The organism is Pseudoalteromonas sp. R3, from assembly GCF_004014715.1.
GTDB lineage: Bacteria > Pseudomonadota > Gammaproteobacteria > Enterobacterales > Alteromonadaceae > Pseudoalteromonas.
Genome location: NZ_CP034835.1, coordinates 3,401,879 through 3,419,570, shown reverse-complemented (window position 1 = coordinate 3,419,570; position 17,692 = coordinate 3,401,879). Strand labels below are relative to the sequence as shown.

The 17,692-nt window shown below is 48.7% G+C and carries 8 protein-coding genes and 2 pseudogenes; 4 read left to right on the top strand and 6 right to left on the bottom strand.

Annotation, left to right across the window (positions count from 1 at the left end):
* The first annotated feature begins 1 nt into the window (after position 1).
* A complete protein-coding gene (locus tag ELR70_RS20105; protein ID WP_082353195.1) occupies positions 2 to 4,465 on the top strand; it encodes an EAL domain-containing protein in 4,464 nt (1,487 codons plus the stop codon).
* 48 nt (positions 4,466 to 4,513) lie between these two features.
* On the opposite strand, the gene ELR70_RS20100 is transcribed toward ELR70_RS20105, so the two are convergent.
* The 5 genes and pseudogenes from ELR70_RS20100 to ELR70_RS20080 form a co-directional block, all read right to left on the bottom strand.
* On the bottom strand, positions 4,514 to 5,461 hold the full coding sequence (locus tag ELR70_RS20100; RefSeq protein ID WP_054015475.1) for an ion transporter: 948 nt from the start codon (positions 5,459 to 5,461) through the stop codon (positions 4,514 to 4,516).
* Between the two features lie 39 nt (positions 5,462 to 5,500).
* Positions 5,501 to 8,176, bottom strand: coding sequence for a bifunctional acetate--CoA ligase family protein/GNAT family N-acetyltransferase (locus ELR70_RS20095; protein ID WP_054015474.1), 2,676 nt, complete (start codon positions 8,174 to 8,176; stop codon positions 5,501 to 5,503).
* 142 nt (positions 8,177 to 8,318) lie between these two features.
* Positions 8,319 to 9,044 (bottom strand): hypothetical protein, encoded by a 726-nt coding sequence (locus ELR70_RS20090; RefSeq protein ID WP_054015473.1) that lies wholly within the window; start codon positions 9,042 to 9,044, stop codon positions 8,319 to 8,321.
* Between the two features lie 71 nt (positions 9,045 to 9,115).
* Complete coding sequence (locus tag ELR70_RS20085) at positions 9,116 to 9,634, bottom strand: NUDIX domain-containing protein (protein ID WP_054015472.1); 519 nt, start codon at positions 9,632 to 9,634, stop codon at positions 9,116 to 9,118.
* 95 nt (positions 9,635 to 9,729) lie between these two features.
* Positions 9,730 to 10,781 (bottom strand): annotated as a pseudogene (locus tag ELR70_RS20080) (aldo/keto reductase).
* 192 nt (positions 10,782 to 10,973) lie between these two features.
* Here ELR70_RS20080 and dinB point away from each other — a divergent pair.
* The 3 genes and pseudogenes from dinB to ELR70_RS20060 all read left to right on the top strand — a co-directional run bounded on the left by dinB (position 10,974) and on the right by ELR70_RS20060 (position 15,895).
* A pseudogene (gene dinB, locus ELR70_RS20075) lies at positions 10,974 to 12,043 on the top strand (DNA polymerase IV).
* Between the two features lie 469 nt (positions 12,044 to 12,512).
* Positions 12,513 to 14,204, top strand: a complete 1,692-nt coding sequence (locus ELR70_RS20065; RefSeq protein WP_054015469.1) for a carbon starvation protein A — start codon at positions 12,513 to 12,515, stop codon at positions 14,202 to 14,204.
* A 158-nt stretch (positions 14,205 to 14,362) separates the two neighbouring features.
* Complete coding sequence (locus ELR70_RS20060; protein ID WP_054015468.1) at positions 14,363 to 15,895, top strand: leucyl aminopeptidase family protein; 1,533 nt, start codon at positions 14,363 to 14,365, stop codon at positions 15,893 to 15,895.
* Here the strand turns inward: ELR70_RS20060 and ELR70_RS20055 are convergent.
* A complete protein-coding gene (locus ELR70_RS20055) occupies positions 15,892 to 17,526 on the bottom strand; it encodes a methyl-accepting chemotaxis protein (RefSeq protein WP_054015467.1) in 1,635 nt (544 codons plus the stop codon). The two genes, ELR70_RS20060 and ELR70_RS20055, sit on opposite strands and share 4 nt — an antisense overlap.
* Positions 17,527 to 17,692 lie beyond the last annotated feature (166 nt).

The window sequence follows — 17,692 nt, the reverse complement described above, 5'->3', positions numbered from 1 at the left end:
TATGTTGCGAATAATCCTCAGCTTTACCCTTCTTATATTTGCCTCTGTATCAATTGCACAGGTAGCACGTTTGTCTCCCGCGGAGGGGCTATCTCAAAGCTATGTCAACACATTACTTATAGATGATAACGGGTACCTATGGCTGGCAACGGAAGGTGGTCTGAATCGGTATGATGGTTATCAGGTATTGGAGGTCGGTGGGCCTAATCAGGACCTGAATAAAATGCAAATAGATAGGATCTATCAGGATGAAAATGGTCTCATCTGGATTGCGTCTGGGCGAGCTGGACTATTTAGCTATGATCCAGAGCTAGATAGCTATCGTCGCTATACGTCTGCACCTGAATCAGAAGAAGATTACTTTGAGAAAAGTGTGTTCCAGATGCTCAGCAAGAGTAAGCACGAACTATGGCTGGGGCGAGCGCAAAATGTCGCTGTAATGGATACTCGAACAGGTGAAATCACCAAAGAAATAAGGTTACCAGTAGAAGATCCACAATTAGCGGTACGCGGCCTGCTTAAGCATGACGATTTGTTATTTATCGCATCCGCTGAGCGCTTGTTTGTTTATAACATTCAAACCGATGAACTACGTGCACTCAAGCACAGAGATCAGATCACGCACCCTTTTCAAACCAATACCAAGTCACTGCATTTGCTGGATGATAACACTTTGATATTAGGTGCAGTGATCGGCATGTACCAGTTGGATATTACTGCTTTACGCCGCGACTTTGATGCCGAGGTTTCGTATAAAACCCTCATCGAAGAGCTCAACATCTGGCAAATAGAGCGCAGTGGTACACAGCTTTTACTTGGCACAGATCTGGGGTTGATGCACTACGATATCGAAAGTGGTCAGGTAAACCGTGATACGCGCCTGACCGACAGCCGATATGCTGTTTCTGATAGCAGTGTGATCTATTTTATTCGGGATGACTTCGGAGGGATTTGGATTGCAACGAAAAAAGATGGTGCTTTCTACTTACCCGCGAAGTCCCAGGGATTTGATAATGTTCACCCTGGTAATGTTCAGGGCCGCTTTTCCAAAGGCACTGTCTGGGGGTTGGTCGAATATGATGGTTATATTTGGGCGGGGACCCGAGACGGCTTAACCCGCTATGATCCTCAGACTCGTCAGTCTGAACAGTATCTGGCTGGGTTCCTGGGAGACGGCTTTTATCCCGAATTCACTATTTTTGGTTTACTTAATTATCAGGATAAGCTCTGGCTTAGCAGTAACCGGGGCTTATTTGTGTTTGAACCACACTCTGAAGAGATTTATCGGCCTCAGGCACAAGATGATGCTGCGACATCGGTATTGTCCGGGTTTGTCAAAGGAGCTGTAATTGTCGGCGACGGGCAGCTTTATCTGGTGGATGAGAAAACCGGCTTTTATGTATTTGATATTAATACAGCCAGATTGACTAAGCTGGGTGAGGAATTCGATCGATTTGATCCTTTTCTTAGCTATGGTTTTTACAAGCCTCTAAGTACACACCCTCAGGACCCAGTTTTTTACAGTGAAGGTCGGTTATTTCGCTATGATACTCAGGCACATATGCTGGTTGAGATTTATCAGGTGCCCAAAGCACACAAACAAAGTGCAGTCGATTTGCTGAGTTACACTATAGATAAACACAATGTCTTATGGTTGTCTTTTGCCAGGCATGGCCTGGTTCGGTTGACTGCAGATGGGTATGAGTTGTTGCCTTTGCCTAATGAGCAGCATACCGTGACCAATAATATTTTGTACGAAATGGTCCAGGATGATGTGGGCATGATCTGGATGTCATCGCATCAGGGGATCTGGCGGCTCGACCCAGATAACTTCCACCTGCAGGGTTTTACAACGGCTGATGGGTTAATGAGCAACGAGTTTAACGGTGGGGCCTCTGTAAAGCTTGCCGATGGCCGTATCGGCTACGGATCGTTGCAGGGCTTTACTTTGTTTGACCCGAAAGTACATCGCCCAACTAAATCTTTGTTAAGTAAGGTCAATATTACAGATGTTGACTTGATGTCGCGTGACATTCTGCCTTCCGGACTTAAGTCGTTTTCCTATATTGAACTCAACCATGACGATATTGGTCTGGAAGTCTCGTTTTCAGCTATGGCGTTCACGTTACAGGAACGTATAGTCTATGAGTATCAACTTTCAGGGGAGCAGCGTATTCTCAGTCGCAACAGTAATCGAGTGGTGTTTCCTAAACTTAGTCCGGGTAATTATCGTCTGAAGGTATGGGCTAAAGATCCGCTCACTGGCGATTATACTCCCCCTGCGCAATTAGAAATTGCCGTTCATTACCCGGTGTGGCGTGCGCCATGGGCGCTATTTTGTTACGTGATATTGGGCGCTGCATTATTCGCATTTTGGGTGCATAGAAAAAATAAAGTGGCAGGCATGATCCTGGCTGCTCACCGCGAAACACAAAACAGTGAAACACGGCTTAAGATGGCGCTGGAAGGGAGCAATTCAGGGGTGTGGGATTGGCAATCCGGTAGCCACCTTGTCTATCAGCCGCGATTGGTCAGCGATTTGGGCTATAGCAACGACAGTATTGTATTAGATGAGTATCTTGAGCTGATCCATCCTCAGGATCGAGCCTTGTTTCGCATTGAATGGCTGGAATTTGTGTCGACAGAAAAAGGCTTTATTGACTGTACTTATCGTTTACGGCATATCAATGGGCAGTGGCGCTGGTATAAAGATTACGGCAAAGTGATGGCTTGGCAGGATGGGGTGCCGGTACAGGTTGCCGGAACCTATACCAACCTGACACGAGAGCGGGTATTCGAGGAACGTGCAACGTTATTTGGTGCGGCGTTTGAGCAGACACGAGACTGGGTCATGATTTTTGACAAGCATTTACGGATCCTGGCCTGCAATAAAGCCTTGCAAAGTGCTTTTTCTGTCAGTGAGGCACCTTCTTCAAGTACCAGCGTTACACTGGGTCTTGAGCGCCATGTCAGAATGAAGTACTTGCGCGAGATCAGCAAAATGAAGGTCGGCGAGTTGTATGTTGCGGAAGAGACATTGCGATTACCAAGTGGAGAAAAGCGGCAAGTCCTGCTTAAAATCAGCGCAACTGAAGATAAGCATTATATTTTGGTCCTAACCGATATCAGCAAGCAAAAACGCACAGAAAAAGAGCTATACCAGTTGGCTAATTATGATGCTCTGACAAAGCTGCCAAATAAGGTGCTATTTATGGATCGTGTGCAGCATGCGATTGAGCAAGCGCGTTTGTCACGACAGCCATTGGCCATCATCGCGATTAAATTTAGTCGACTACAGCGTTTTGCCGACACCTACGGCAATGACTTTCTCGCTTTAGTGACACAGAAACTGGCGACTAATCTTCAGTGTTGTTTCCGCGAAGTTGATAGTCTCGCAATTGGTAATGAACGGGACTTCTATATTTTGATGGAGCAGTTAACGAGTGTGGAGCAGGTCATGCGCTACATTCATTGTCTGCTTGAACGATTCGAAAAAGGCTTTGAGATTGAACAGCAACAGGTGCATGTTAAAGCAAAACTGGGAATTGCAATGTTCCCTGAAGATGCCAGTGATGCGTTTGACCTGAATCAGGCCGCTGAGACGGCCCTGAATCATGCAAGACAGTCTCTGGTGACCGACTATCAGTTTTATCATCGAGAGATTAATGAGCAAGTGCAGCGTGCCCTGGCGATAGAGCAAGCGCTGTTAAAAGCTTATCAGGAAGAGGCGTTTCGCAATCACTATCAACCGATCATAAATGCCAGTCACATGTCTGTAGAAGGCTTTGAGGTGCTATTACGCTGGCCACAAGACCCTAGCTACAGTATTGAAGAGCTTGCTCACACCGCTGAGCAGACAGGGATTATTACCCGGGTTATGCTACAGACACTGGAGCGTGCACTGGCTGACCTGAAAGTGTGGCATGAATCTCACCCGGATCTGTATATTTCAGTCAACTTATCGGCGTTGGATTTTCAGTACGATGATTTACTGGTGCGCATTAAGGAAATCCTGCTGCGTAATCAGATTGATGGCCGTTATCTGGTATTTGAAATTACAGAATCGGTGATGATGGCAGATGCCCAACAGGCCATTTCGAGGATGCATGAACTTAGAGCGCTGGGGTGCCGCCTCTATATGGATGATTTTGGCACTGGCTATTCATCTTTGACTTATCTCAAACAATATCCAGTCGATGCACTTAAAATTGATCGTAGTTTTGTCAATGACATTGGTCGTGATAAAGAGCATGAGGTGATTATTCACTCGACTCTGTCACTGGCGCATAGTCTGGGCAAGTACTGTGTTGCGGAAGGGGTTGAACATATGGAACAGTTGTCTTTCCTACGGATGTTGGGATGTGAGCGATTCCAGGGCTATTTATTCAGTAAGGCACTACCTGCCCCGGAGGCTGGAGAATTATTAATGCGCAACTGGCATCAGGTCTTTACCCGGGCCAGTTAGTCATATAAGTGATATGCCGTGGCCCGTATTAAGCGGGCCAGATTGCGTTTATAACTTGCCACCACAATGACGGCAATAGTGGTCGTGCACTCGCTGGCTGGTCATTATTTTTATGGCCTGGTTCGCTTCTACAGCACTGAGCCCAAGCTCAATTCGCAGTGCCTCTAGATGTTCTTTTTCTTGTTCATCGACTTTACCATCGCTCAGAGAATGAAGGACGGCTTCGTTGAATGCATCCCTGCGTTTTCTGAGTTGGTCCGCAAAACTCGAGGCCAGCAGACCTGTCGGAATAGCGACCATGCCCATACTTAGCAGCGTAATCACACCACCAAAAAAGCGCCCTAATGGGGTAATGGGTACGACGTCACCATACCCAACTGTTGTGAGGGTAGCCATAGCCCACCACATTGCAGCAGGAATAGAACCAAACTTATCGGGCTGCACATCGTGCTCTATCAGATAAATACCACACGAGGCTACAATCAGCACCAGTGACATAATAAAAAAAGCGGCAAGGAGTGAACTGCTTTCTTCTCTGAATGCTGCCAGCAGTAACTGCATTGCGCGGGAATACCGAGTAAGTTTAAAGATACGTAGCAACCGGAATACCCGTAAAAAGCGCAGGTCAAAAGAGAAGAACACCATTAGCAGGGTAGGCAGAATTGCCAGCAGATCGATAATGGCTAAAGGGGAGAATACATAACGCAGGCGTTTTTTACTATTGTTGCCTGAGGTGTGTTTAAATTCGAGCTTATCCACACAACACCATAACCTTAGCAGGTATTCAATGGTGAAAATGGCGACTGAGATCACTTCGATGTAGAAGAATAAGCTGTGATAGCGCGTGGCCAGCGCAGGTACAGATTCAAGTACAATGGCTATCACGTTGGCAATGATCAAAGTGATCAGAAATACATCAATAGCATGTCCGGCTTTTCTGAATCGACCACTGGCTTCCAGTAGTCCGGCGGTTTTTTGTCTGAGTGTCAGATCCATAAATGTATTGTTTACCCTGTGATAGTAGGTTGTTTGGTGTTATTGAACTGTCAGTGGCATTTTCATAACCACAGTCCCTTCTTCAAAGTCCCGGCTGACAGCGAATCCCAGCTTTTTAGCCAGTCCGATCATACCGGTGTTTTCCGGTAGAGTGATCCCTTCAATACATCCCACCCGTTGACGCTTGCAATAGGCGATAGCAGCTTCCATCAGTAATTTCCCCAGGCCAAGGCCCTGACAATCAGAGCGCACCACTACCGCAAATTCTGCAAGTAAGTTGTCCGGGTCCATGAGCACCCGGGAAACGCCCAGAGTGCGCTGAGCACTTTTGTATGGCTCGGTAATGATAAACGCCATTTCACGGTCGTAATCTATCTGTGTCATTTTAGCCAGTTGTTCGTGGGTAAACTGGGGAAGCTCACCAAAAAATCGACGGTACCTGTCTTCTTTACTGAGGGATTGATCGAACTCTTGATGGTTGCGTTCGTCTTCTGGGCGAATTGGCCTCAGCTGCGCTTTGACCCCATTTTTCAGTGTGACCGCACGCTCCCACTCCTTGGGGTAAGGCTTGATGGCCAGTCGTTTGCGTCCGGGCAGGGGTTCATACCGTTGCAAATCAATGTTGGCATCGAGAATTAAAAAGTGTCCGTCCGTTGCCAGGATTGGGTTGAGCTCCACGGCCTGAATATCGGGTTGATCAATGACCAACTGCGAGACGCGAGTAAGCAGTGCACAGAGACGATATTTGTCGACTTTTTCTGGCAATAAGCGTTCTTTCAACACGCCTTTGTCATAGGCCGCAGCTATTAAATATTTGGCCAGATTCATATTCAGCGGAGGCAGAGCGACGGCAGCCTGATTGAAATTGAATCCGGTTCCCGCTTCGCCCAGCAAAATAACAGGACCAACATCTGGTTCGGTTTTGACTGCAATGCGCAGCTCCTGACTGCCAGCCCTGGGCGCCATTTTTTGCAAAGAGAACCCCTCGATGATGGCATCAGGATAGGCTTTTTTGATGCGTAGCAGAATAGCAAATGCGCTTTGTTCTACTTCATCTGCATCGTTCAGATTCAAAACCACGCCACCTACCTCAGATTTAGATGGGATACTTGGACTAATTAGCTTGAGTGCAACTGGAAATCCGAGTATTTGTGCTTGTTCTTTGGCTTCACTGGGTGTCAAAGCAATCTCTGTATCGATACACTCCATCCCATAGTGGCAGAGGATTTTGCTGGCCTGATGGGTTGAGAGCTGAGTGAGATCTTGTTTTAGATAGGCGTCTACCTGAGCTTTGGCATGGGGGCTGTTAATCAGTTCATCCTGGCTGACGGACTCGGGTGTTTGAGTGAGGTGCTTTTGGTTTCGACGATAGCTGATTAAGTGCATAAACGCACCGACCGCCCCTTCCGGTGTGCGGTAGGTCGGGATCCCGTGTCGGACACAGACGTCACGGGCTTCATACGCTGCTTCTTCACCCATAAAGTTGGTCATGACAAAAGGACGGGCCATTTTAGGTAAGGTGCCGAGGGTTTGGGCAATGATCTCTGCGTAGGCTTCACTGGGAGCAAGGGCTGACGGTGTGTGAATGATCAAAAGGTTTTTAACTTCATCAGCCTTGAGTAAAATTTCCAGTGCCTGCTTGTAGCGGTGGGGAGCAGAATCACCGAAAATATCAATGGGATTCGCGGTGTGGTTGGACTGAGGGATCACGGCATTGAGCGCCGATATGGTTTTGTCACTGAGCTCCGCGAGCTTGCCACTGCGTTGTAATAAGGTGTCTACCGCCATGATACCCGGACCACCACCATTGGTGAGAATAGTCAGATGCTCGATTTGTAACAGTTTAGGATGCAGTGCCAAAGTTTGCGTGGCGGCAAACAGCTCCCTCAGATCTGTGACCCTGAGCATACCCGCACGCTGAAACATCGCGTCGTACACGGCATCGTCTGAGGTTGATCCGCCAGTATGGATCATTGCAGCCTGTGCACCCGCCTGAGTACGACCTGTTTTTATAGCGATCACGGGTTTACTGAAGGCGGCGGCCCGTGCAGCAGAGATAAAGCGACGGACATCTTTGATGTTGTCTATGTAGAGTAAGATAGCTTTGGTTTTTGCGTCCCGCCCAAACAAGTCGAGCAATTCGTCAAAATCAATATCCAGGCTATCGCCCAAAGAGATAAAATAAGAAAACCCGATATGTTTACTTTTAGCCCAGTCCAATATGGTTGAACACACAGCGGCAGACTGGGAGATAAAGGCCAGTTTACCCGCATCGGCGGTGGTATGAGAAAAGCTGGCATTCAGCCCCAGGTGGGGAACCAGCATCCCCAGGCTGTTAGAGCCAAGCAGGGTGATCTGTTTTTCTCTTGCCAGTGCCTGTAATCGTTCCTTTTGGTCGCTATCCAGCCCGGCTGCGACAATGATGACATTTTTACACCCCCGCTCTGCGAGGTCTGTCAGTACCTGTATAAGAGTGGATTTGTTGGTACAGATTACCGCCAGATCCGGTACCTGCGGCAAGTCGGCGATTGTCGGGTAGGCGAGCACACCCTGAACGGCAGAGTACTTTGGCGTAACGGGCATAATGGGCCCTTTGAAGCCGCCATGCAGCAGGTTACGCATCACAACATTACCAGCTCTGTCTGGGTTGCTTGAAGCGCCAATTACGGCCACCGAGCGGGGGTTAAAGAACTGGTTTATCCGCTTAATGCTCATACTAACTCCTTGACTTGCCTAATGATGGCGGGTTATCTGCTAAATATTAATCGCTTTAAAGGCAGGTTGCGAGTTAAAGCAGACATTGTTTTGATCTGAGTGCATTTGCTCAACCAAAATGACGAAATAAGTGCCATCAGGATTAACGGTTTTTGTCCAACCATTTGCCCATCGCCGCATCATAGGCATCCGTGATAGCATTTTTGTCACAGGTGCTGCTCATCGTGAGCCAGTTTTTGGCAAATCCCTCTGGGGGCGGGTTATTGGGATCTCCCTGAACTTCTTTGTAGCAACGGTCTCCCTTGCGATATTCAGTAAATATTTGATTCTGAGATTCTACTTGGCGTAGTGTTTGATTTTTGGACAGGTGTGACTTCGGCACACCCAGCCTCTGTGGTTGAGGTTGCCCTGTAGGCGCATCACCTGCTATTTGCTGGTTGAGCTGTTGCTGTTGTATACGCAGGCGAGACAGCCCCAGTGCGGGGTCGATGTGTTTGTATGGTTTGTTGTTATCTGTATTGTCTGGTGCTTCAGTCTGTTGTTGTGATTGTGGGGCTTCTGTGGCTTTAGGCGGTGTGACAGGTTTGGTGGTGGTTGTAGTCTCAGGCACGATGGCAGAGGGTTGGCCTTTCGGCTCCACTAACTGCCTGGCTGGTCCCTCTATGTTACTTACGGGCTTTAGTTTTTTTGTAGCGGATTCGAAAGCAACAACAGGCTTAGGTTTTTCAGGGCGTTCCACCACCAGATACGTTTTCATGCTTTGCTGAGGTGTAATAGTGGGAATAAACGCAGTGTGTTGAGCCAGTAGCCACAATAAGCCCAGATGGCTGGCAACAGACACAACAATTGCAACGACCCACGAACGCATCACTTTTCCCTAGTGTGTTTATATAATGACTCTGGCTTATACTCAAAACACAGTTATGACCTTGTCCTTTGTCAAAAGTTCAGTTGCATCAGCTCGGTCGCTATCATTCGCAGTAGCCGCGTTTCACGAAGTAGTGATTGCCCTTGTTTATCGCTATTAGCCAACACAGCTTCGTTGTGCGCAATTGCCTGAGAAATCTCAACCCATTGTGGCTGCATACCATTATTTACTTCGTAGTGCTCCATTTCGGGCTCATCAAATTCGCCGCAAATATCACATACGTAGCAATGAGAAACAATATGGACAGTGTCATAGTCCGGCTTATGCCAGCGTTGATATTCTTCGTAGACGCCAAAAGGAATCACGTTGGTGACGGTACGGGCACCTGTTTCTTCTTTGACTTCACGCACTAACGCATCGATCAGAGATTCACCCTCATCAACACCACCACCAGGCAGAGAGTAGTCGTCATATCTTTGTGTATAGAGTAGTAATATTCGCGACTGACTGGTGATGATTGCTCGAGTCGCTGGTCGAGTAAAGCAACTGCCCGGCAAAGGCGTCGCGGGGGTTGGATTAAGAACGCGCATTTTAAAGTCCACAAAAGGCGCTGATTCTAGCACATTTAGGGAGAGGCAAAAATGCCCAGCCAGCTCAGCCGGGCATGTGGTTGTTCGGGTACGTGTTAATAGGGTAGAGGGTAAGTTTTTAGTACCGTATCAATCTCAGCTAAAGCCTCAGGTGGCAGAGTCATATCGAATGCTTTGATATTTTCTTTTAGCTGCGCCATGGTGGTTGCACCTATGATCGTCGACGTGACGCCATCGACTTGATCACACCAGGCAAGTGCGAGCTGTGCGGCGCTAATTTGATGCTCTTTGGCAATCTCCAGGTAGGCGGCTGTGGCCTCCTGAGAAAACTGCGTATCACGGAAGAGGCCATTGCGCTGGATCAATGTCCAACGTGAGCCGTGCGGTCTTGCGCCGCCCAGATACTTGCCTGACAATGCGCCCCCTGCAATGGGTGACCAGGGCAGGTAAGCAATGTCTTCATGTACGCAATTCTCAATAATATACGGCCAGTCTTTAGCGTGCAGCAGGTTGAATTCATTTTGAATGGAAACGGGCCGAGGTAGCTGGTGTTGTTGTGCTAACTGCAGGTACGTGTTGATCCCCATGGCGTGTCATTGGACAGCCCCCAGTGGCGAATTTTGCCCGCGTCGATGCACTGTTTGAGAGCCCTCAGAATCTCAAGCATATCCGCTTTATGCTGCTCAGTTGATACATCACTGAAAGAGATCATTCCTGGCCAGTGTTTGGAAAAGTGTGGGGATGTTCTGTTTGGCCAATGCAACTGGTAAACATCTATGTAGTCGGTTTGTAAGCGCTTTAGTGAGGCATCCACAGCCTGCACTATGGCTTTTGCCGAGATAGGCGCACCACCGCGGATCCAGGCCAGGCCCGAGCCAGCAATCTTTGTCGCGATGATAATATCCTGACGTTTTTCCGGGTGACGACGTAACCAGTCTCCTATGATTTCCTCGGTTTTGCCATAGGTTTCTGGCGAGGGAGGAACGGCATACATCTCTGCGGTATCGATAAAATTGATACCCTGCGCAAGTGCATAGTTGATTTGCTCATCGGCGTCGTGCTGATTGTTCTGCACACCCCATGTCATGCTGCCCAAACAGACACGTGACACCTCTAAATTGGAATGACCCAGGCGGCTGTACTTCATAAATGCTCCTTGTGTTTAATAGGTCTGGCGTATCGGCTTAGTGAGCGATAGATACGCAGGCATTGTCTGACCAGTTTAGAGTATTTCCAAATAAAATACAGATCGTGTGCGGTGACAAAAAATATTCAATCGTATTGCCATAGTGAGATTCTTTGCACATAATAACTGTATAAATAACCAGTCTTCGAGATCATGCGTAAGTTTATCCATGTTGATATGGACTGCTTTTATGCCGCCGTAGAAATGCGAGACAACCCTGCGCTTGCGGATGTCCCCATTGCGATTGGGGGAACAGCCACCGTGGTGTACTGTCGACAGCCAATTATATTGCCCGCCAATATGGGGTGCGCTCAGCCATGTCTAACTATAAGGCCAAACAACTGTGCCCTGAGCTGGTGATTGTGCCAGGCCGGATGTCGGTTTACAAAGCGGTATCGGCGCAAATACGAACAATTTTTGCCCGCTATACTGAGTTGATTGAACCATTGTCCCTGGATGAAGCTTACCTGGATGTAACTGAATGCGCTTTGTATCAGGGAAGCGCCACATTAATTGCTCAGCAGATCCGCAGTGACATTTTTCACGAAACAGGTTTAACCGCCTCTGCCGGGATTGCCCCCATTAAATTCCTGGCCAAAATCGCCAGTGATGAGAATAAACCCAATGGCCAGTATGTGATCACTCCCAATGACGTGGCTGCGTTTATCGATACACTGCCACTGAAAAAAATCCCGGGTGTGGGTAAAGTCACCCATGAAAAACTGCTGGCTATGGGACTGCAATATGGCCGGGATGTTAAAGCCATGAGTCGCGCACAGATGACGGATCGCTTCGGTAAATTTGGTGATGTATTGTGGCGGCGTTGCCAGGGTATAGATGAGCGCAAAGTAGAAACTGAACGTGTTCGTAAATCCGTCGGGGTTGAGACCACGTTTGAAAAAGACATTCAAAGCCTGGATGCGCTCAAAGAGATTCTTCGCCAGCGTTTATTACCTGAACTACACAGGCGTTCTGAGCCCTACCGTGGGACGAGAACCTTCAATAAGCTGGGCGTTAAGGTAAAGTTTTATGACTTTTCGCAAACCACCAAAGAATGCCAGTATCATGAGATTGATGAGGGCGTGTTACTCACCTTGCTGGAGCAGGCTGTAGAACGCTTTGGCAGTAAACCGGTCAGGCTGATCGGCATTCAGTTGGGTCTGGGTGAGAGTTCATCCTGCCAGGCTCAGTTAGGCTTGTTTGACGTTCCGACCTTAGACTAAAAGATAACTGTGTCACCTCTCTGCGATTATATGCCTGTGTGCTAGGGTATTAGCCAACCGATTTAACAGGAACGTCGTTTCGTGGGTTATGGCCCGTTGCCAGATGTGTTTAATAGCACTGGGCAGGCTAAACTTGATGGTGAGACGATAATAATACCAATTTCACTTAATACCTGTTCAATTTGAAGGAGCAAATATGCCGCTAACGGTGCTAAAAATTTCTCATTTAGAACAACTAAATAGCGAATTTTTTCTCGCCTACATGGATGTAGGTGCCTCAGCGATAGCAGGACGCGAGAGCGGTGTTATCGACGATATGTTCTCGCCTCAAAATAGAACACTTAATTAAACAAATTGGTATAACTGTGCTTTAGTGACTTTTGTCTGTTGTATGACTGAGCGGGTTGTGCGCTGAGTAATAACGAACAGATATAAAGTGACCATTAATAACAACAATAGGGGGAATACAATGCAGTCAATCATGATCGTGCTGTTTGGCATACTGGGTATGCTGTTTGGCTGGTTTGTCTACTCAAAATTCATCGCCGAAAAAATATTTAAAATGGACGATAAGTTCGTGACACCGGCACATGAGTTAAACGATGGAGTAGACTATGTACCAACCAACAAAGTCGTTCTCTGGGGACACCATTTCACATCTGTAGCCGGGGCGGCGCCTATTGTTGGCCCAGCCATAGCAGTATATTGGGGCTGGGTGCCAGCCGTTTTGTGGGTGGTGTTTGGCACCATTTTTTTTGCTGGTGTGCATGATATGGGTGCCCTTTGGGCCAGTGCCCGTCACAAGGGTAAGTCTATGGGCGCTTTGTCTGAAACTGTGATAGGAAAGCGCACCCGGTCATTATTTATGATTGTGGTCTTTTTGGTCCTGTTGATGGTCAATGCGGTTTTTGGGGTGGTGATTGCCAACTCTTTTGTAGCCAACCCCAGTGCCGTATTCCCCGCGTGGGCTGCGATTCTGGTTGCACTGGTCATTGGTCAGTTGCTCAAACGCCAGGTGCCGTTGGTACCCTTGTGCGTGATTGGGGTAGCCATCTTGTATGCCAGTATTTATGTGGGGTCGGGTATGCCGCTGGCACTGCCCAGCGAGTTGTTTGGTCTGGCAGACAAAGCAAACTGGATCATTATCTTGTTTATCTATGCCGCCGTTGCATCTTTGTTACCTGTCTGGATGTTGCTGCAGCCGAGAGACTTTATTAATGGCATGCAACTGCTGGTCGGTCTGGTATTGCTCTATGGTGCGGTATTTGTGGTGATGCCTGATATTACGGCGCCGGCATTTAATACTCAGACGGCAGTGGATACACCGAGTATTATTCCTTTGTTGTTCGTAACCATTGCTTGTGGAGCCGTATCCGGATTTCACGGAATTGTATCCTCTGGCACCAGTTCCAAACAGCTAGACAAAGAGACGGATGGCCGTTTTGTTGGTTATCTGGGTGCTGTGGGTGAGGGGTCGCTGGCCCTGATCACTTTGGTGGCCGTAAGTGGTGTTATGCTGGCGGTATCGCCTGAAGAGTGGCATGAAATATACAGTCATCTTGGCGCTGGTAGTGTGGGCGCCTTTATTCAGGGAGGCGCGAATCTGATCAGCAATGGCTGGGGACTATCGGTGGAAATCGCCTCGACCCTGCTGGCGGTGATGGTGGTATTATTTGCGGGTACCACGATGGACTCTGGTGTACGCCTACAGCGTTATATTATTCAGGAATGGGGAGAGATCTACCAACTGAATGCACTGAAAAATGGCGTACTTGCCACTTTGGTTGCTGTCGGGTGTTGCTTGTTGCTGGCATTTGGTGCTGGTGGGGCATCGGGTAGCGGCGGTATGATTATCTGGCCACTGTTTGGCTCCACCAACCAGATCCTCGCAAGTCTGACTTTACTGGTGATTTCTGTTTACCTGATTAAACTGGGTCGCCCTGCCAAGTTTACCCTGATCCCTATGACTTTTGTGATCCTGATGGCTTTTTTCGCCGGAGTGATAAAGCTCGGTGAATACTATGAGCAGGGTAACTGGCTGTTGGTTGGCCTCGATATTGTGGTACTTGTTGTCAGTGTACTGGTTATGCTTGAAGCCTGGTCTGTGGTCAGTAAACTCAAGCTACAAAAAGACACCGAAGCGACATCGCAGCCCGACTAAATGACAGGATCAGGGTGCAAAGGTGTTGAGTGTCAGCGCTATTCAACGTGATAGCGCATTATCCTGTGCTTAAGCGCGTATTTACCTTGATGGTCTTGGTTCTTGCCAGCAAATAACCGATAATCAGCCCAGGATTAAAATAACCAAGGGCTGATTATATGTCTTTCCCTCTTGCTCTGTCGGTCAATGACTGGCAAATTCAGGACGCCGATGCCGTCATCGTCGTTACTTCCGATGTGTCTGAACTCGCTTTTTCTGAGCTAAATAGCGCCGCGGCACCTTACCTGGCTGTTGATGCTCGACTACGCACCAAAGCGAGCGTGCTATTGGCTGAAGGTGTGCCTGGCAAGCGCCTTATTGTGTCGCCGACTGGCCCACTGAACCGTGACTATGACGATGTACGTCGCTTTTTTGAGGCGGGCAAAGCGGGTATCCAGGAAGCCAAAGCCGCAGGTGCTGTTAAACCCGTTCTGGTTGTTGCAGGAGTACCCAGTGAAGCACGATATCAGAATGCGCTTGAAGTGACCTACCTGGGAGCCTGTCAGGCACTGTGGCAGCCTCTTGAGGCACGTGAATACCGTGGCCCTTCCATAGAGCCCGTCGAATCAATCGCGCTGCTGGGAGCAAGTGAAGAGCAGTGTCGACAGCTTAATGCCATTGCAGCAGGCCAGTATGCGGCCCGTGATTTGTGTGGTACAGAGCCTGAGCGTATGGCTCCTCCTAAGTTTGCTGATTACTGTGTTGAGCTGTTCAAGGGCACAAGTGTTAGTGTTGAAGTTGTGGCAGATCCTGCGACTATCGATCAGGAATATCCTATGCTGGGTACCGTTGCCCGTGCATCTTATGCGGTAGAGCGTCATCACCCGCGAGTGGTGAAGCTGGTATACACACCAGAAGGAGAGGTGGAGCGTACGCTGATGTTTGTAGGCAAGGGCCTGGTGTATGATACGGGTGGTGCTGACCTCAAAGTCGGTGGCTTTATGGCCGGGATGAGCCGTGATAAAGGTGGTGCGGCTTCTGTGGCGGGCTTTATGAAGTCTGTGGCAGATTTCCAGTCAAAAGGCGTTAAAGTGATTGCCTACCTGGCTGTGGTACGTAACTCAATTGGCTCTGACTGCTTTGTTCCGGATGAGATAATCACCTGCCGTGAAGGAGTAAAAGTTCGGATTGGCAACACCGATGCGGAAGGACGTCTGGCAATGGGTGATCTGCTGAGCGAGCTAAAAGATATGGCCAAGCATGAGGTGAACCCGGAGCTCTTTACCGTAGCAACACTGACTGGTCACGCAGCACGCGCAATGGGTCCATACAGCGCCTATGTTGAAAATGGTCCGGCACGCGCCCAACAGGTATCTCGCCAGCTTGCCGATTTAGGCGATTTGTGGGCTGACTGCGCTGAAGTGTCGCGCAGCCGCCGCGAGGACTACGACTTTGTTCAGCCTCGCACTTTGGCAGATGACGTACTGTCGAGTAACAACGCACCGTCAGCAGTTACTGCTCGTGGTCACCAGTTTCCAATGGCCTTTTTGGCAATTGTTGGCGGTCTGGACAAACATGGCTGTGATGCTGAGCTACCTTTGCCTTATGTTCACATGGACATTGCCGGCAGTGGTGTTGAAGGCGGCGACTGGCAGCATGGTAAGCCGACAGCCGCAACCGTGAGTAGTTTGTTTGCGCGTTACTGCCGCTAAATTTTAAAGCGTTCCACAATCAGGGCAAGCTGATGGCTTGCCTGCTTCAGCTCCTTGCTGGCCTCAGACAAGTGCTGTGTAGTGTCCAGTGAGTGGTGGGTGGCGTCCGACAGATCGCCAATGCGCACATTGACGTCGGCTGCTGCACTGCTTTGCTCCTCCGTTGCACGGGCTATCAGACCATTCATGTCCAGGATCACGGTGATCAGCCGCTCAATTTCATTCAGTGCCTGTTCGGCCTCATGTACCTGGCTGACCGTACTGTTTGACAGGCGCTGGCTGTTTTGTACTGCATCCACGGCTGCCTGAGCACCTTTTTGTAGCTTCTCTATCATGGCCTGAATTTCATCGGTACTTTGTCCGGTACGACTTGCCAGTGTACGCACCTCATCGGCGACTACTGCAAACCCTCGACCCTGCTCGCCGGCACGAGCGGCTTCTATTGCGGCATTGAGTGCCAGCAGATTAGTTTGCTCTGAAATACCTCGGATCACGTCCAGTACTGAGCCAATATGCTGGCTTTCCTCTGCCAGCGCCTGTGTCACAACGCTGACTTCCTCAATGGTATCAGAGAGCGTACCTATGGCATCAATGGTTGTAGCAATCGTTGCTTTGCCCGTTTCACTGGTATGCATCGCATCCCCTGCTGCCTGTTCCGCGGCTTCGGCATGCTGGCTTATCTCTTGAATCTGAGCACTCATTTGCTCGACGGCTGTGGCCACCTGGCGGCTACTGTCATTCTGCCTTTCTATGTACTCCAGGTTGACCTCGCCTGTATTATCGACCCGGTTGGCAAGGGCTTCTACTTCGGTTGCATTATTGGCAACAGAGGCAATCGAGCTGCGCATTTTTTCGGTATAGGCATTGAAAAAACGAGACAGGCGGGAGATTTCGTCTCGACCATGTTCATCAAGTTGCTGTGTCAAATCCCCTTCACCCTGAGAAATATCACGCATCATGTCAGAGGCGGTGCGAATGGGTTGTAAAATGCTATTGCTGATAAAGAAGTTAAGAGCAATGAGCACGGCCAGTAGAACAAGAATATTGAAGAGCATTTGATTGCGCAGCTGCGCAAACTGCACGTCAATATTATCCAGATAAACGCCGGAGCCGATGATCCATTGCCAGGGCGCAAAGCCTTTTACATAGGAGATCTTATCGACTGGGTCGGATTTACCGGGCTTAGGCCATTTATAGGGAACAAAGCCTGCTTCTTGAGCGTCTACAACCGCCACCATTTCCTGAAATAATGCCACACCGTCGGGATCTTTACTGTCTCTGAGCGACTGCCCATTGAGCTGAGGCTTAAAAGGATGCATCACCATGCGAGGGTAATGATCATTGACCCAGAAATAATTGTTTTCATCGTATCTGAGGTTTTTCAACGCATTCAGGGCAGCGGCTTTGGCGTCATCTTCGCTGAGTACGCCCTGACGCTGAGCCTGATGAAAGTGGGCAACCAGGCTGTGCGCGGTTTCCACCAGGTTTTTAGTTTTTTCATATTGCTGTTCGCTCAATGCCTGATATTGCTGCTGCAGATTCATCACCCCCAGCGCAGCCAAACCCAGAACGACAACTCCCACCAACATTGCAAGGCGGCCAAAAATGGTGAACTGTCTCAGAAATGCCATATCTGTGGCTCCTCTTGAAGGCACAAGATTGTGCGCTGAACGGACTTTCATTGTCTATATTGCAATAAAAATTCAGGTGAATTTTGTTCTAAATCAAGTGAATAATATATTTAGCGAGGAAAGATTTAGGCAATTAGCTATTTGTCGAATACCACAGCTGGATGCA

Excerpts from the sequence above, each read along its gene's own strand:
- ELR70_RS20085 (WP_054015472.1), bottom strand. The coding sequence starts at position 9,634 with ATGCGCGTTCTTAATCCAACCCCCGCGACGCCTTTGCCGGGCAGTTGC.
- ELR70_RS20060 (WP_054015468.1), top strand. The coding sequence starts at position 14,363 with ATGTCTTTCCCTCTTGCTCTGTCGGTCAATGACTGGCAAATTCAGGAC.
- ELR70_RS20090 (WP_054015473.1), bottom strand. The coding sequence starts at position 9,044 with ATGCGTTCGTGGGTCGTTGCAATTGTTGTGTCTGTTGCCAGCCATCTG.
- ELR70_RS20095 (WP_054015474.1), bottom strand. The coding sequence starts at position 8,176 with ATGAGCATTAAGCGGATAAACCAGTTCTTTAACCCCCGCTCGGTGGCC.
- ELR70_RS20055 (WP_054015467.1), bottom strand. The coding sequence starts at position 17,526 with ATGGCATTTCTGAGACAGTTCACCATTTTTGGCCGCCTTGCAATGTTG.
- ELR70_RS20065 (WP_054015469.1), top strand. The coding sequence starts at position 12,513 with ATGCAGTCAATCATGATCGTGCTGTTTGGCATACTGGGTATGCTGTTT.
- ELR70_RS20105 (WP_082353195.1), top strand. The coding sequence starts at position 2 with ATGTTGCGAATAATCCTCAGCTTTACCCTTCTTATATTTGCCTCTGTA.
- ELR70_RS20100 (WP_054015475.1), bottom strand. The coding sequence starts at position 5,461 with ATGGATCTGACACTCAGACAAAAAACCGCCGGACTACTGGAAGCCAGT.